General features: G+C 32.0%; 17 protein-coding genes. 14 read left to right on the forward strand and 3 right to left on the reverse strand.

Features of this window, described 5'->3' with window-relative positions:
* Positions 1-2 precede the first annotated feature (2 nt).
* Together IJL02_RS00875 and IJL02_RS00880 are read right to left on the reverse strand one after the other, a co-directional pair.
* Positions 3-530 carry a TIGR00730 family Rossman fold protein gene (locus tag IJL02_RS00875; protein ID WP_292808130.1) on the reverse strand — a complete coding sequence of 176 codons (528 nt, stop codon included), beginning with the start codon at positions 528-530 and terminating at the stop codon, positions 3-5.
* 8 nt (positions 531-538) lie between these two features.
* Positions 539-1,087 (reverse strand): DUF2115 domain-containing protein, encoded by a 549-nt coding sequence (locus tag IJL02_RS00880; protein WP_292808131.1) that lies wholly within the window; start codon positions 1,085-1,087, stop codon positions 539-541.
* A gap of 74 nt (positions 1,088-1,161) precedes the next feature.
* On the opposite strand from IJL02_RS00880, the gene IJL02_RS00885 reads away from it, so the two are divergent.
* The 11 genes from IJL02_RS00885 (at position 1,162) to IJL02_RS00935 (ending at position 10,126) form a co-directional block, all read left to right on the forward strand.
* Positions 1,162-1,806, forward strand: a complete 645-nt coding sequence (locus IJL02_RS00885; RefSeq protein ID WP_292808132.1) for a hypothetical protein — start codon at positions 1,162-1,164, stop codon at positions 1,804-1,806.
* 54 nt (positions 1,807-1,860) lie between these two features.
* Positions 1,861-2,328 carry a hypothetical protein gene (locus tag IJL02_RS00890; RefSeq protein WP_292808133.1) on the forward strand — a complete coding sequence of 156 codons (468 nt, stop codon included), beginning with the start codon at positions 1,861-1,863 and terminating at the stop codon, positions 2,326-2,328.
* Positions 2,329-2,447: 119 nt separating this feature from the next.
* Entirely contained in the window at positions 2,448-2,897 is a 450-nt protein-coding gene (gene nikR, locus IJL02_RS00895; protein WP_292808134.1) for a nickel-responsive transcriptional regulator NikR, read from the forward strand.
* A gap of 20 nt (positions 2,898-2,917) precedes the next feature.
* Positions 2,918-3,688, forward strand: a complete 771-nt coding sequence (locus tag IJL02_RS00900; protein ID WP_292808135.1) for a methyltransferase domain-containing protein — start codon at positions 2,918-2,920, stop codon at positions 3,686-3,688.
* 5 nt (positions 3,689-3,693) lie between these two features.
* The gene (gene hycI / locus IJL02_RS00905; protein ID WP_292808136.1) at positions 3,694-4,176 is read left to right on the forward strand and encodes a hydrogenase maturation peptidase HycI; all 483 of its coding nucleotides are present in this window, start codon (positions 3,694-3,696) and stop codon (positions 4,174-4,176) included.
* On the forward strand, positions 4,173-5,267 hold the full coding sequence (locus tag IJL02_RS00910) for an acetyl-CoA carboxylase biotin carboxylase subunit family protein (protein WP_292808137.1): 1,095 nt from the start codon (positions 4,173-4,175) through the stop codon (positions 5,265-5,267). Before hycI ends, IJL02_RS00910 begins: the two co-directional genes overlap by 4 nt.
* 76 nt (positions 5,268-5,343) lie before the next feature.
* Positions 5,344-6,414 (forward strand): glycosyltransferase family 4 protein, encoded by a 1,071-nt coding sequence (locus tag IJL02_RS00915; RefSeq protein WP_292808138.1) that lies wholly within the window; start codon positions 5,344-5,346, stop codon positions 6,412-6,414.
* 21 nt (positions 6,415-6,435) lie between these two features.
* Positions 6,436-7,866 carry a Mur ligase family protein gene (locus IJL02_RS00920; RefSeq protein WP_292808139.1) on the forward strand — a complete coding sequence of 477 codons (1,431 nt, stop codon included), beginning with the start codon at positions 6,436-6,438 and terminating at the stop codon, positions 7,864-7,866.
* An 82-nt stretch (positions 7,867-7,948) separates the two neighbouring features.
* Positions 7,949-8,386, forward strand: a complete 438-nt coding sequence (locus IJL02_RS00925; RefSeq protein WP_292808140.1) for a hypothetical protein — start codon at positions 7,949-7,951, stop codon at positions 8,384-8,386.
* A gap of 4 nt (positions 8,387-8,390) precedes the next feature.
* Positions 8,391-9,656, forward strand: a complete 1,266-nt coding sequence (locus tag IJL02_RS00930; RefSeq protein ID WP_292808141.1) for a hypothetical protein — start codon at positions 8,391-8,393, stop codon at positions 9,654-9,656.
* 35 nt (positions 9,657-9,691) lie between these two features.
* A complete protein-coding gene (locus tag IJL02_RS00935) occupies positions 9,692-10,126 on the forward strand; it encodes a DUF356 domain-containing protein (RefSeq protein WP_292808142.1) in 435 nt (144 codons plus the stop codon).
* Here IJL02_RS00935 and IJL02_RS00940 read toward each other — a convergent pair whose 3' ends face one another.
* On the reverse strand, positions 10,127-10,615 hold the full coding sequence (locus IJL02_RS00940; protein WP_292808143.1) for a multiprotein bridging factor aMBF1: 489 nt from the start codon (positions 10,613-10,615) through the stop codon (positions 10,127-10,129).
* 163 nt (positions 10,616-10,778) lie between these two features.
* On the opposite strand from IJL02_RS00940, the gene IJL02_RS00945 reads away from it, so the two are divergent.
* The 3 genes from IJL02_RS00945 to IJL02_RS00955 all read left to right on the forward strand — a co-directional run bounded on the left by IJL02_RS00945 (position 10,779) and on the right by IJL02_RS00955 (position 14,272).
* Positions 10,779-12,035: a proteasome-activating nucleotidase gene (locus tag IJL02_RS00945; RefSeq protein ID WP_394357485.1), complete on the forward strand. Its 1,257-nt coding sequence runs from the start codon at positions 10,779-10,781 to the stop codon at positions 12,033-12,035.
* Positions 12,036-12,180: 145 nt separating this feature from the next.
* Complete coding sequence (locus tag IJL02_RS00950) at positions 12,181-13,215, forward strand: PH domain-containing protein (RefSeq protein WP_292808144.1); 1,035 nt, start codon at positions 12,181-12,183, stop codon at positions 13,213-13,215.
* A 19-nt stretch (positions 13,216-13,234) separates the two neighbouring features.
* Positions 13,235-14,272 (forward strand): TIGR01177 family methyltransferase, encoded by a 1,038-nt coding sequence (locus IJL02_RS00955; RefSeq protein ID WP_292808145.1) that lies wholly within the window; start codon positions 13,235-13,237, stop codon positions 14,270-14,272.
* The last annotated feature ends 617 nt before the right edge of the window (positions 14,273-14,889 follow it).

The raw sequence follows: 14,889 nt of genomic DNA on the forward strand, positions 1-14,889 counted from the left end.
GTTCACCCTAATTTTTTAAAAACCTCTTCAAGAGTATTTGCGGTTTTAAAAATATCTTCCTGTTTGTAAAGAAATCCTTTTTCGCCCATTTCATCTATCATCTCAAGCATTTTATCGAAAAAATGGTCAATATTAAAAATGATTATCTCTTTATCGTGTTGCTTTAATTTTTTAAGGGTTATAATCTCAAAAAATTCATCTAATGTGCCTATGCCTCCCGGAGAGATAATGAATGCATCCGAATTTTTCACAAATTCCGCTTTCCGTTCGTCCATCGTATCAACATAAATAAATTCGCTGCACTCTTTGCATAGTGGTTCAAAATCTCCAATCCACTCAGGTGCAATTCCAAGGGATTTGCCGTTATTGTCGTGAACTCCTCGAGCACAAGCTCCCATCATTCCTGTATCTCCTCCACCAAAAACCAATGTATGGCCTCGCCTAGCCATTTCACATCCTAATTCGTAAGCTTGGCTGGTGTAAATTTCATCTATTTTTCTGCTTCCAGAGCCATATAAACAAATATTCATTTTATCCTCTAAATATCGGGTGTTTGCTCAGCAAGACATAAATGGCAAATTGCATTTGGATTGTCTTTTTGATTGTCCTTTACCGGACATAAATATTCTCCATTTCTATTTTCAACTTTCAGACTTCCTGGAAATTCGCTGCCAACAGGGTGTATTGGTTCTTCTAGAATAAATGTTGTATATAATGCAGTAATTACATATATCAATGGGAACTTATCATCGTTTTCACTAAATCTTTCTTTTTCAAAAGTTCTCTCAAGCATCGGGAAAGAGTCATCATATGCATTTTTATCAATGTTTGCATCATTATAACTATCATTTTGCAAAACTTCCTTCATACGCATTAGGAAATATTTAATGTAAATTTCTAAATATTTTTCCCTATAATTTGCATGAACAAATTCTCCATCTTTTCTCATACGGGCTGAAGCAATCATTAAATCATAAACTGAGATTATTGCAGCATATTTTTTAAGTATCTCCATAAGTTCTGATTTTTTAATATTTTCCTGTGGAGATAATTCTTTAAGTTCCTGTAAAATGTCTTCAGCTTCCATATTTTTTATTATATTTTCATTGTTAATAAAAATATATTAATGGGAAAACTTAAACAAATAATGGGGAAGTTATTATGAGTGATGAATTTATGGAGATTTCAAAAGAGGATATTGAAAGTATTGAACTTTCATTAAAATTGAATGCTGATTATAAATTAAAAGACACTAAATTCAATGTCAAATCTTTTAAAAAAGCTAAAGATATTGTCATTATTCAATATGTTGCCAATGTTGAAAATGAGCTAGTTTTCCATACAAAAGAAGAAAATGGAAAATACTTTATTTCAAGCACTTTTGATTTATTTAAGGAAGCAATTTTAACCGGGAATTTTTCAAGGGATGTTTTTCAATCTGTCAGTGAATATTTCCATAATGTAATTGAAAATGAAGATAAGGATTTCACAGAAGAAAAAACTGAATTAATCAATTTTTTAGTGTTAACTGAAGATTATGAAGAAGAAAAACTATTGAAAGATTTGGATCCCGCAAAAATACGTGAAGATTACAAAAAGGATTATGATAAAATTTACAGTGATGAATCATTAAACAGGGTCCAAAAAAGCTTAGCTTTAAAGGAATTGGTGCACATGTCAATCTGTCAGGTAGTTGATGATATTGATTTGTTTTTCACAAGGCCTTTTGACTTGACTCCCGAAGAAAATGCCGAAAAAAATAGGCAGGAAGCAAAAGCTTTGGAAAATGAACTGCAGTTGGGATAACTATTAAGTAATATGAGCTATTAATTAATTAACATAGACTAATTTGATGATTATATGATTACCATTACTAAAAATGAAGAAGTTGTTTTAGACCAAATAAAAATATTCAATATAGAATATCCTGAGGGAATTCCATTTAATGTTTTAAGAAAAGATTTGGGTTTTCATGAGTATGATTTGGTTCAGATTTTAGAGGAACTGGATGCAAAAGGTTTAGCAATCTTTAAAGATAATAAAGTCACTTTATCTGAACATGAAAAAGAAATCAATACAGTAAACTCTAAAAAAGATATTGAAGAATTAGAGTTGAACATGAAAGAAAAGGAGTCATATAAACTAATTCAAGAGCTGGTCGACGATAAGAATCTCATCTCAAAATATACTTTAGAAGGCCATTTGCTGTATGGTGATTTGAAACTTACTAATTTCAGAATGTATCATATTATATTGTCATTACAGAACAAGGGTCTTTTGAAAACTATAAATAAGGATGACGGGGAATATTATCTTCTCGTTGAATAATTTTTTTTTAATTTATTACATTCATTAGTAATATTTTTTTTCAATTTAATCATAACATTTATATAAGTTTATCAATAAATTATTATTTAATAAGAATAATTATTTTGATGTGTTTTGTTATGATGAGAATAAGTATGTCATTACCTAAGAAATTACTAGCAGATTTTGACGAAGTCTTAAAAGAAAGGGGATATCAGTCACGTTCTAAAGGAATTCGTGATGCTCTTCAGGACTATATTGTAAGATATCAATGGATGAACTCTATGGAAGGTCAAAGAATTGGTATTGTAACAATTATTTATGACCACCACTACACTGGAGTAATGGAAAACTTAGCAGAAATTCAACACAGTTTCAGAAATGAAATAAACACCAGTATGCATATTCACATGACTGACAAATATTGTATGGAAATTGTTGTTGTAAATGGGGATATTGCAGAAATTCGTGATTTGACTGAAAGGATTATGAGGCTTAAAGGTGTTGAACACGTAAAACTCACAAGTACTGCTAATGGAGAAGATTTTAATGAACCTGGTCACTCCCATGACCACGGACACCATCATTAATCCTCTTATTTCTTTTTTTCATGAAGTTTAAAACCACCAAATACCATTTTGACTTATTAAATGATTATGACAGATTAGCCAGTTTTTTTGAAGCAATTAACGACTATGGTGGTTTAACAAATGTTGCTTATGATTTAGGTTGTGGCAGCGGCATTCTGTCCTATTTTTTAAGTTCTTATTTTGATGAAGTGTTGGCTTTAGAAATTAACTCTTCAGCAAGTAAATGTGCAAAAGAGAATTTAGCCGATTTTGGAAATGTAAACGTAATTAATGAAGATGTGCTGAATCATAATTTTGAAAAAAAAGCAGATTTGATTGTTTGTGAAATGATGGACACTGCTTTGATAGATGAGGAGCAGGTTCCCGTTTTAAATCATGCCCGTAGATTCCTAAAAGAAGATGGAACAATTATTCCAAAGGGAATCATTAATTCATGTGAGCTGGTGAATATGCAAAGGGAATATATTCACTGGGATGAGTGTGCAGTTTATGAAAGTTACTCTGATTCGGTAATTTACTCGGAATTTGATTTTTCAGATGAAATTAATCCTGACTTTGAAACGGAATTACATATTAAAGCTAATAAGGATGGAACTGTAAATGGATTAAAAATAACAACTTTTACAAAACTCAACGACAATATAATTTGTGGGCCGACCCCTATGCTAAACCCGCCTTTATTGATTCCAATAGAAGAACAGCATGTAAAAAGCAAGGATTTAATAAATGTAAAATTAAAATATATTATGGGAAACGGAATTGAGAGTATTAAAACAGATATTCTATGGTGAAATCGATGACTTTTGAAGATCAATTAAGTAATTTTTTAGAAGGATTTGAAAAATTAATTGTATTGGGTGTGGGTAATGAGCTTAAATGCGATGATGGAGTTGGGCCCTATATAATTAAAAAATTAAAAGAAGAAGACATTGAAAATGATAAATTGCTTTTTATTGATTCTCAAACTGTTCCTGAAAACTTCACAGGTAAAATCAGAAAGGAAAACCCCTCACATTTAATTATGGTTGATGCATGTTTAATGGATGAGGAACCTGGAGAAATGAAAATTGTAAACAGATATGACTTTGCAAATATTGGAATTTCAACTCATTCCATGTCATTATCATTTTTTGTTAAATTTCTAGAAAAAGATTCGGACATAAGAATATCTTTTGTTGGATTTGAGCCGGAATCTATGGATTATGCCGACAAACCAACAGAAGTTGTTGAAAAATCAGCAAATGATTTTGTAAATATATTAAAAGGAATTATATTATGAAAATTTTATTTATTGGTTCAAGATTATATGATGACATTGATTGGTATGTAAGAAGTAAAGGTATAGAAAGCGTCCTTACAGAATCAAATGAGGAAGCTATTAATCTGGACCTTCCAGATCAGGTATTTATCGTGCCTCGTGGAATGGATGGTCCAAAACAGGTTGCGCTAATGCAAAATGTCGATGCAATAGTGCCTTTAATTGGAATTGATCCTCCATTAATTGATGTCGCACACATGAAAGAAGAAGTTGAAGCAGAATATGGCATTCCAGTTATAGCTGCAGGCGTAAAAGCTGTGGAACTCACTTCCAATAAAATCAATACTAAAGAATTTTACAAAGAAATAGGCATTAATACTCCTAATTATCAGATTTTAAACAGTCCTGATGAACTTGAACTTGAGTTTCCTGTAGTTTTAAAACAGGGTGAAGGTCAGGGCGGAAAGGACATTAAAATTGCCAAATCCATGGAAGATGTCAAAGATTACTTTGACGAATTCAATCAGGCATTATGCGAAGAATTTATTGAAGGATCTGAAATATCAATTGAAGTATTAGGTTTCAATGGGGAATATGTTGCACTACCTCCAATTTATAAAGGTGAAACAACCCTTGAAGGAACTCATCCGTTAAAAAAAGTCAAAACAGGACCTTGCATGGTTGAGGGATTAGATAATAATCTAGTTCAGCATGCCGCCTATAAAGTTGCTAAAAATCTTGCTTCAGATGGAATTTTTGAAATGGATTTCATGTATTCTCACAAAAAGGACCAGTTATATGCTATTGAAGTCAATACCAGACCTAATGGTACTAGATATTTGACCACTGCCACATGTGCTGTCAATTCTTTATGTGAACTGGTTAATATGGCTATTGGCGAATTTTCACTTGCAAATATATCTGATAAACTTGAATATTATTATTCTACTGAAATTCCAATCGGTAACTATGAAGGACCTAGTCCAAAGGACCCTGTAAAATCCTTTGAATATAATGATTTTGTTGTTCATGGTCCTGAAGGTTATCAAAGAGTTACTGCGAGAGCTAACTCCAAAGAAGAACTTGAAAAATTAGTTGATAAATTAACTTAACTCTGTGTTATAAGTTATAATTATATACTATTATCAATAGATAACTTAATAGTTTAAAGATTTATAGTGTGGTATAATGAATAATACAGATATGTTAATTCTTTTTTTAATAACATTATGTGCTACAATATTATTTACATGGTATGTTAGAAGAATATTAATCCAAGCAAGGATTGCTGATAATCCTATAGTTAGTGAACATAGACACAAGAGCGGTACTCCAACAATGGGTGGTATTGCATTCTTATTTACAATATCTTTGATAATGGCTTTGTATTATCAAAATACTCCTATTTTAATTTTATCTTTCATTATGCTTGCTGGCGGAATAGTGGGGATGGTGGATGATTTAATTGGTCTTAAAGTTAAAGAAATTCAAAAAATTGTTGTAAACACTTCGGATGAAGTAATTGCTTTGGGAAGACTGGATGTTGAACCTGGAGAGGAAGTTCGTGTAGCTACACCAAAAGCAAAAGCTGAAGTGGATGACTTATTAAAAGCAGGCAAAGTTGAAGTAATCGGTGAAGTTCCAATCAAGACAGAACCTGAAGAACTTGAAAAAATTATATGTCAAATTGTTTTGGGATTATTTTTGGCATTAACTGGAGTTGGCACAACTTTAGGCGGTTTTCAGTTAGGTATTTTAGCCATTCCAGTAGTTATAGTAGCTATTTTAGGTTGTATAAATTCTGTTAATTTAATTGATGGTATGGATGGTCTTGCAGCAGGTATAGTAGGTATTGCATCTATTGCATGTTGTGCATATGGATATTTATTCGGGCCTGCAGATATCATGCCTCCATTTTTAATTCTTGCTGGTTTATGCTTAGGATTTTTAGTATTTAACAAACATCCCGCTTCAATATTTATGGGAGATACTGGATCCTTTGTATTAGGTACTGGATTTGCTGCTGCGGTAATAATATGTGATGTTCCTTACTTTGGCGTTCTCGCATTGGGAGTTCCAATTGTTTCTGTTATTGTAAGTTTACTTCACAGAGCACATATTATTAAATTGCCTGTTGAACCGCTACATCACACATTAAATCATTATGGTATGTCCGAAACAAAGATTGTATTAAGCTATTGGGGACTTACCGCTTTATTATGTATAATCGGCATTCTTGCTAAGATGTACATATTCTAATTATTTTTTTGGGGCGATAAAATGGATATTCAGGATTTGGCTCAATCTATACATGGAAAACTAATAGGTAATGATGATTTTTTCTCTATTGATGGTTTTACTGGTAAATTTACTTTTTTAAATGATTCACACACTGGAGATATTGTAATTAGACATTGGATTGATGCAGGTGGAGTTGAAATAGCTTTTAATAAAAATATTGCTTGTTTGATTACTCAAACTCCTAAAGATGGTGCTATTGAAATGGCCGAGAGGTTAAATTTCCCATTAATTGTCACTGATAAAATAGAACTGGCCAATGCCTACGCACTTTCACATACCATTGACAAATATTCTCCTAACTCTACAAATATTGTAATTACTGGAACCAATGGTAAATCAACCACTTCACATTTAATTTATCATATTTTAAATAATGCCGGTTATCATGTGCTGACAAATACCGACAGTGAATCGGAATTTAACACCTTAATTGACCCTATGGTTTCTAAATTGATTTCAGATGAAGCAATTGAAAACGGCGACCTTGACTATTTGGTCATTGAGGTATCCGAGGTTCAGGGCTGGCTTGGAAACCTAATGAAAAACCATGCCGCATTAATGAGCGAAGCAATTAATCCGAAGGTAGGGGTTATTACAAATATTGCCATGGACCATATTGGTCTTGTTAATTCAATTGATGAAGTATTCGATGAAATTTCTGCTGTTCCCAAAGCTATTGGGGATGGTGTTTGTGTATTAAACCATGATGATGATTTGGTGATGAAATTGAATGCTGAAAATCCTTTTTATACATCAATGTCACCAATCGATGAGAAAAATGCAGTTTATTATGATGGTGATGATATCATTTATGAGGGTGATGCAATCTTAACAAATGATGAATTGCCATTTAAAAGCCATCATTTTATTCAAAATATTTTATCTGCCATAGGTGCAACAGTTTCATTGGGTTTGGATATAGATATAATAACTGATGGTGTAAAGTCATATATGCCATTAAACAGAAGATTTGCCAAATTACATGAAGAACCATTAATCTTTGATGATTTTGCTCATAATCCTGATGGAATTAGAGCAACCATTTCAGAGACAAAAAAATTACTTGGTCAAAGCCAGACATTGTATGTCGTATGCGCTATCAGAGGCTCAAGGGGAGTTGAAATTAATCAGCTGAATGTTGAAGCTATTGTTGAGTCAATGGATGATAATATTGAGCTGGTCTTATCTTCAAGCTGTGATGTTGTAAATGATTTGAATTTTGTCGAAGATGAGGAAAAAGAAGTATTCTTCAATACTTTAAAAAATAATGGTGTGGAATTTATTCATTTTGATAATTTAGAAGAATGCTTAAGGGATACCTACAAAAAAGCAGATAAAAAAGATATTATTTTACTAATTGGAGCTCAGGGAATGGATCCTGCAGAGTCTCTATTAAAGGACATAATATAAATTTAAATATCATATTAACTTAATATAATAAATGTATAATTTATTCTTTTAAAAAGAATAAAGTGCTTAAGAGGATATAAACATGTTTATTAAGATTAGAAGAGACACATTAATTATTTTATTACTCGCATTTTTGCTAATTGTTTGTGGTCGTTTAATTACTTATGTGGCTTTTGCGTCTTCTGATGAGATTAATAATGGTATTCCAATTTCCGGAATTATTGTAAAAGGTAATGATATAGTTCCCGTGGATACTATTAGGGCAAATGTTATGCAAGCAGGTTTTAGGGACGGTAGTGTAATTTATGATGATGTTTTAAAGACTTCCAAAAGAGAAGTTTCGCTGCAGGATGCCCTTCAAACGGCCCAGGAGTTTGCAACACAATCTACGGTTCCAGGTACATCTGTGACTCCTATTACTGCTGCAGATGTTCAGGTAGATAAAAATACTGGTGTCGTAACAGTTACGGTTATAGAAGACTTTTCTTCTGTCGAATTGGAGAATAAGACTAGGGGTTAGATGGATGAATTTAAATAAGATTAAAATATCAATTATTTTCTTAGTAATATTTTTATTAACAATGAGTAGTGTTGCAGCTACCTGTAACATCATTGTCATCACTGACCCTACAGGTCAAGATCCTAATGGTGCGGCAGCAGGGAGTATGTCCTTTGCAGAGAATATGTTCCAGTCTACATTTTTAATGTCAAAGAATAATCAGTTTGCAGTGCTCTCAGGGGGTACTGGTAGTTCTGATACTAGGTTGGATTCTATTGTTGAAGCTGTTGCAAGTTTAGAGAAAAATGTTTCTGCAGCATCTGCTGCTTCTATAGCTTCTAGTTATAAGGGGGCTCGTCTTCTTGTAGGTGGTCCAAATATTGGTGCTGCTATTGGCGGGTCTTTTGATGCTTATGTCATTACTGTAGATGATGCAAGTAACACTATTAAAGTTACTCCTTATAATAGTGGTGTTGCTACTTTACAGCCTGGTCAAAAAGGAGCTATTATTCACTTGAGAAATACTAATGGAAATCCTTTATATGGTACTGCTGATTATGTTAGAAAAGAAACTGCTATGAATATTGGTAAAATGATTCGTGATGGTTATCCAGCTACCACAATTCTTTCAGAGGCTATGGGGGAAGTAGCTAATGATTCCGGTGAAAAATACGGTGGTGGTGGAGTAAATCTTGTTTCTGGAATTTCTACAGGTGACATGTTTACTCCAAAAGATATGAATGAAACTGGTTATCCGATGGATGAGCAATATTCTAAAGTTTGTGATAACTGCGGATGGGGTATGGGATACCCTGCATCTGAAGGTTATGACAGATGTCCTGTTTGTGATGGTGAACTGAGAGTTGTTTATGCTTACGAAGCATTGGGTAATGCTTTAACGGTTAGCCCTAACTCGGTAAGTGTATCGGTTTATGGAAGTGATAAATCTGGTTTGGCCGCAACTACTAAAGAAATCGTTGAGGCATCTGTTGCTAAATACGGTTATGATGCATCAGCCATTGCAGGTTCAATTAACAGAGCTATCAATAATGGTTTGTTAATGGGTGTTGACCATGTGGAACCTAAAGACATTAATGTAAAACAGGGTTCTAAAGCGGTTGGTGTCTATTATAATGCATTGCCTGGAGATAGATCTTCACCTTCCTGGGATTTACCGGTTGACGGAAATATTTTAAATATACTGGGAAGTATTCAAACGGCAGTTGGAATAATATTGATATTGCTTGTTGTATTCAGAACTAGGCTATTGAAATCTTTCCAAAACAGGTGATTTTTCACCTTTTATTTTTTTAAATAGTGATTATTATGGCTTTGATTTTAGTTAGAGGGGAAAACAATTCAAAATTACTTAGTGCAATTGCAGATATGGAAAGGCACGGAAACTTGAATTTGGTTACAAAACCTAGGGTCATTGATTCTAAATTCGCCGATTCTTTAGTTGAAAAAATTTTAAATTCCACTCTTAAAACAAAATCTAATGTAGCAACCGCTTTTTTTGTTAAAGAAGATACTACCTTAAGCATCATGCAGGTTAAAAAAATTCATCCTCCGGCTCATGTGGTGGTTGTAAGTGATGAATATGAGGGTTATACCCAGCTTCAGGAGATGTTGGATGAAGCAGAGGGTTTTCCGGGATACTATTCACATAAGGCCAAAAATGAGGGGATGATTGATTATAAAATTAAAGGAAAAAATAGGTATGTTAAAAATGAAAAATTAAATAGCTATCTTAAAAAATAGCTATTTCCTTTTGATTTTCATGACATTTCCCAAAGTTCTCTCACCTGAGGAACTGTTTATAAACTGATTTAAATCAACATTATTTACTTCTTCAAGCAATTTTATGTTCAATGTTTTTTCCAGTTTTTTGGTTAGTTTATTGTCTGGTGTCATTTTTCCGGTTTCAATCCTGGTAATGACTGAAACCCTTTCATTAATTTTGCGACCCAAATCTTCTCGTGACCAGTTTTTAGATTCTCTTGCTTTTCTAACTTCATTGCTAAAATCTTCAATCAATTCTTCAGAAGGCTCATCTCTTCTTGAATATGTTTTCTTTTTTGTATTTTTTTGCTGTTTGTTTTTTTGCTGTACATATCTTGGTTTTGGAGGAGCTTTTTGAATTTTTCCAAGTTTTGAACACTCTTTACAAACAACCATAACTGATCCTTCAATTTTTGCTCTTATTGGATTATGTTCTGGTACTGGTTTACCACAAATTTCGCATTCCATATTAATCAGTTTCCTATCTTTTTTAATTATATTATATTAAATTCCTTATTAATAATTGTTAGTATACAATAAAATGAATACCTTTAAATACTTTAAAATTACAAATTGTTATTAAAGTAACATGTATATGAAATTTTATTAAAACTAACTGGAGATGATTCACATGAATGATTTTGATGATTTGGAAAATTCTTCTAAAGAACAATTGATAGAACAGGTAGAATTTCTAAAAGAAGAAATCGATTCTTTAAGAGAAGAAAAATCCAAAGCTAAAAGTAACTTGATGTGGAAAGTTAGGAAATTAGAAAAGGATAAAGTCCTAATTGAAAATGAAAAGATTAGATTAGAAAGAGAAACTAAATCTTTACGTTCAGAAGTGGATAGATTTAGATCCCCTCCTTTAGTGTTAGCTACTATTACTGAAGTTTTAGATGATAATAGAATGACTGTTAAAAGTAGCACAGGACCTAGTTTTCTTGTTAATTACTCAAAATTCTTAGATGAAAAATTATTGGTGCCGGGTTCTAGAGTTGCACTCAACCAGCAGACTTTCGGTATTGTTGAAGTATTGCCGTCTGAAAAAGATGCTAATGTTTCAGGTATGGAAATTGAAACAAAACCAGACATTACTTATGACAAAATCGGTGGTTTGGAAGAACAGATTATAGAAGTTAAAGAAACTGTAGAATTGCCTTTAACCGAACCGGAATTATTTGAAAAAGTAGGTATTGAACCTCCTAAAGGAATATTGTTATATGGTCCTCCCGGAACCGGTAAAACATTACTTGCTAAAGCGGTAGCTAATGAAACCAATGCTACATTCATTAAAATTGTAGCTTCAGAATTTGTTAAAAAATACATTGGTGAAGGTGCAAGACTGGTTCGTGAAGTATTCGAACTTGCAAAAGAAAAAGCTCCTGCAATTATTTTCATTGATGAGCTTGATGCTGTTGCAGCCAAAAGACTTAAAAGTTCCACTAGTGGGGATCGGGAAGTTCAAAGAACATTAATGCAATTGCTCGCAGAACTTGACGGTTTTGAATCCAGAGGAGACATTGGTATTATTGGAGCTACCAACAGACCGGATATCCTCGACCCTGCATTATTGCGTCCTGGCCGTTTTGACAGATTTATTGAAGTTCCTCTTCCAAATATTGATGGAAGAAAAGAGATTCTTAAAATCCACACTAAAAACATGTCTCTAGACGAAGAAGCAGACCTTGATTTGCTCAGTGATTTAACTGATGGGCTTTCAGGAGCTGATTTAAAGGCAGTATGTACTGAAGCAGGTATGTTTGCAATTCGTGAAAAACGTGATAAGATTACAGTCGATGACTTTATGGATGCAATTGATAAAGTCATGAGTAAAACTAAAGAGGAAGAGATATTCAATACAGAAGCCGGAGTAATGTTCGGTTAAACTAATATTTTTTCTGATTAATGAAATAAGCCAATGATGAACCCTATGAGCTCTGATATGTGATGAATGATGGGCGAGCTGAGGCTTATTTTTTTAACACTTTTTTTGTAAAACTTTATTTAAAAGTAATTCTAATAGTATAATTATGTTATTTAATAAAAATGATGAAAGAGCTCATGAAAGAGTTCTTTATAAAACAAAACCAAATATGATTTTAGGTTGTAAAAAAGTTATTTATGGTTTAGTTTTATTAGCTATTGTTTTTGTTGTTTCACCTAAAGTTATACAGTTCATTGGTGAAATGCAGGTTTATTTAATATCTCGTATTCAGCTGCCTTTAACCAGATATTCTGCAATAGCTTTCTTTGTTGTTATACTTGTTATTATTGTATATATGATATGGCAGCTTGTTAAATGGTATTCTATTGAATATACATTAACAGATACTAGAATTATTATTAAGTCAGGCATATTGTCAACTAAAAAAAATTACATGCCTTACACTGCCATTCAGGATATTAACACTTCTCAAAGCATTTTTGCTAAATTATTTAATGTTGGTACTGTTTCAGCATTCAGTGCTTATGATAATAATCAAATCAAACTTGAAAATATTTCTAACGCCGCTGAAGTTGAAGATATTATATTCTCCAACATGTTAGGAAATAGAAGGTTCCAAGAACCTCCTAGAGGTTATATAAATAGGCCTCCTAATAATCTCAGGACTCCCGAAATCAATTATCATAATGATAATTTCTCAAATCGGGATGATTATTATGACGAATATGAACCTATAACTCCAATAGGCCATGAAAAAAATTCATATCAAAGAAGAGAATATGAATATTACCCTGAAGAATTTGATTTTCAAGAAAATAATAAATATGAATATGAACCCTATGATGATTTGGATTATAATATGAATCGTGCTATGGAAAATTATGATGATGATATAACTTATGAGGGAAATAGAAACGGTTTTTCTGATGACAGTTATTATAATGAAGTAAGGAGTAATTATTCTGCAGGTAGCGATAATTACTATGATGATAACGAATCAGAAAGTTATTATAATGAAAGTGTTGAAAGAGTTTATCAAAATCAACAAGAGCAAGTAGATGAAACAGATGATTCTAGTGAAACTGTTATAAGAAGGCATTTTGATAAATTTAAAAAATAATTATTTTTGGTGAATTTTAATGGAATTACTATGCATACAGTCTCAGGAGCATCCTCAATTGCCTCTGGCTGAACTTAAAGCCGTAATTGAATGTGAAACTATTCAAACTGGTATTGAGGTTGTCACAAGCGGCCTTGTAATTCTAAAAGATATTCCAGAAGATAATCTTGATGAGTATTATAAAATTTTAACAAAACGTTTAGGTTATACTCATGAAGTTCATGAACTTATTTTAAAATCATCTATCGAGACACTGATTGAGGATATTTCATCAGTTGACTGGTCTAATTATATTACTGAGACATTTGCTGTTCGTGTAAAGAGATTCAATTCAGAAATTGATACGGTTGCAACTGAGCGAAATGCGGGATCAGTGATATTGTCTAACTGTGATAATATTAAAGTTAAACTAAGAAATCCTAAATCATTAGTCAGACTCGTTGCCTTTGAAAATACGGTTTATGTAGCTGTTGAAAAAATTAAATTAAATAAGAAACATTTTGAAGAAAGTAAACCTCATAAAAGGCCGTTTTTCTATCCGGGTTCCATGAGTCCTAAATTGGCTAGATGTATGGTCAATTTATCTAGAGTTAAAGAGGGCCAACTGCTGCTTGATCCTTTTTGCGGAACTGGAGGGATACTTATAGAAGCGGGTTTAATTGGATGTAAGGTTGTTGGTTCGGATATTTACTGGAAAATGAAAAATGGAACTGCAATCAATTTAGAGCATTATGGAATTACTGATTATAGAACCTTTAATCTGGATGTTCGAGAGCTTAAGATGTATGAAAAAGTTGCTAGTGTTGTTACAGATCCGCCATATGGTATTTCAACTTCAACTGGTGACATTGAAGGTAATGATATTTTTAAAGAGTTTTTCCATTCTATTTATAATAATATGAAAGATGACGCATATCTGTGTATGGCAAGTCCTCATTATGTTGATTTAAAACCTATGGCTGATGAAGTAGGTTTTGAAATTGTTGAGCAGTATGGAATTAAGATGCATAGAAGTTTAACTAGAATAATTTCTGTAATTAGAAAAAAGTTGGATTAATTAAATTTTATAGTTATATTTATATACTAGTTAGTTTTTTTCTTGTTATTTTTAGGTTGAATATTGTCTCTTGTTCTTTATTTAATAATTTAAGTTACTAATTTTTTTTAAATCAATTTTTTTAGCATTTTAAAAATTTTTACAAAAATTGTTTTTTATAATAATTATTTTATTAAATAATATTATTTTAATACGTATTTTGATTAAAAATTTAATATAATTATTTATTTTGAATTTTTAATATTAATTGCAATATTTTTTAATTGAGTTTGTTAGTGAAATTCATCTGTCTATTAGATGTGCTATATGTTTTTATGGCGTTGGTCTAAGTTTTATTGTATTAACAATTATGACAATGATGACTGCTTTTCCGCATGTAGCTATACTTTAGTGAGTACTTGAATTTTCTCAAGTATGATGTTGGTTTTGTAGATGTGGTGAATTAGTTACAAATTGATTTGTTTCAAATTTAGTGTATACTCGTCTATGTTTTTTTAGCGTACTTCATAATAATCTTTACTTTTATTATGTCTGTTATGTGTTCAATTCTGTTTGATCCTGGCAGATGTTACTGCTATTGGGATTCGATTAAGCCATGCAAGTCGAACGAATTTAGA

The organism is Methanobrevibacter sp. (assembly GCF_017427765.1).
Classification (GTDB): Archaea; Methanobacteriota; Methanobacteria; order Methanobacteriales; family Methanobacteriaceae; genus Methanocatella.

Excerpts from the sequence above, each read along its gene's own strand:
- IJL02_RS00875 (WP_292808130.1), bottom strand. The coding sequence starts at position 530 with ATGAATATTTGTTTATATGGCTCTGGAAGCAGAAAAATAGATGAAATT.
- IJL02_RS00880 (WP_292808131.1), bottom strand. The coding sequence starts at position 1,087 with ATGGAAGCTGAAGACATTTTACAGGAACTTAAAGAATTATCTCCACAG.
- IJL02_RS00885 (WP_292808132.1), top strand. The coding sequence starts at position 1,162 with ATGAGTGATGAATTTATGGAGATTTCAAAAGAGGATATTGAAAGTATT.
- IJL02_RS00890 (WP_292808133.1), top strand. The coding sequence starts at position 1,861 with ATGATTACCATTACTAAAAATGAAGAAGTTGTTTTAGACCAAATAAAA.
- nikR (WP_292808134.1), top strand. The coding sequence starts at position 2,448 with ATGATGAGAATAAGTATGTCATTACCTAAGAAATTACTAGCAGATTTT.
- IJL02_RS00900 (WP_292808135.1), top strand. The coding sequence starts at position 2,918 with ATGAAGTTTAAAACCACCAAATACCATTTTGACTTATTAAATGATTAT.
- hycI (WP_292808136.1), top strand. The coding sequence starts at position 3,694 with ATGACTTTTGAAGATCAATTAAGTAATTTTTTAGAAGGATTTGAAAAA.
- IJL02_RS00910 (WP_292808137.1), top strand. The coding sequence starts at position 4,173 with ATGAAAATTTTATTTATTGGTTCAAGATTATATGATGACATTGATTGG.
- IJL02_RS00915 (WP_292808138.1), top strand. The coding sequence starts at position 5,344 with ATGAATAATACAGATATGTTAATTCTTTTTTTAATAACATTATGTGCT.
- IJL02_RS00920 (WP_292808139.1), top strand. The coding sequence starts at position 6,436 with ATGGATATTCAGGATTTGGCTCAATCTATACATGGAAAACTAATAGGT.
- IJL02_RS00925 (WP_292808140.1), top strand. The coding sequence starts at position 7,949 with ATGTTTATTAAGATTAGAAGAGACACATTAATTATTTTATTACTCGCA.
- IJL02_RS00930 (WP_292808141.1), top strand. The coding sequence starts at position 8,391 with ATGAATTTAAATAAGATTAAAATATCAATTATTTTCTTAGTAATATTT.
- IJL02_RS00935 (WP_292808142.1), top strand. The coding sequence starts at position 9,692 with ATGGCTTTGATTTTAGTTAGAGGGGAAAACAATTCAAAATTACTTAGT.
- IJL02_RS00940 (WP_292808143.1), bottom strand. The coding sequence starts at position 10,615 with ATGGAATGCGAAATTTGTGGTAAACCAGTACCAGAACATAATCCAATA.
- IJL02_RS00945 (WP_394357485.1), top strand. The coding sequence starts at position 10,779 with ATGAATGATTTTGATGATTTGGAAAATTCTTCTAAAGAACAATTGATA.
- IJL02_RS00950 (WP_292808144.1), top strand. The coding sequence starts at position 12,181 with ATGTTATTTAATAAAAATGATGAAAGAGCTCATGAAAGAGTTCTTTAT.
- IJL02_RS00955 (WP_292808145.1), top strand. The coding sequence starts at position 13,235 with ATGGAATTACTATGCATACAGTCTCAGGAGCATCCTCAATTGCCTCTG.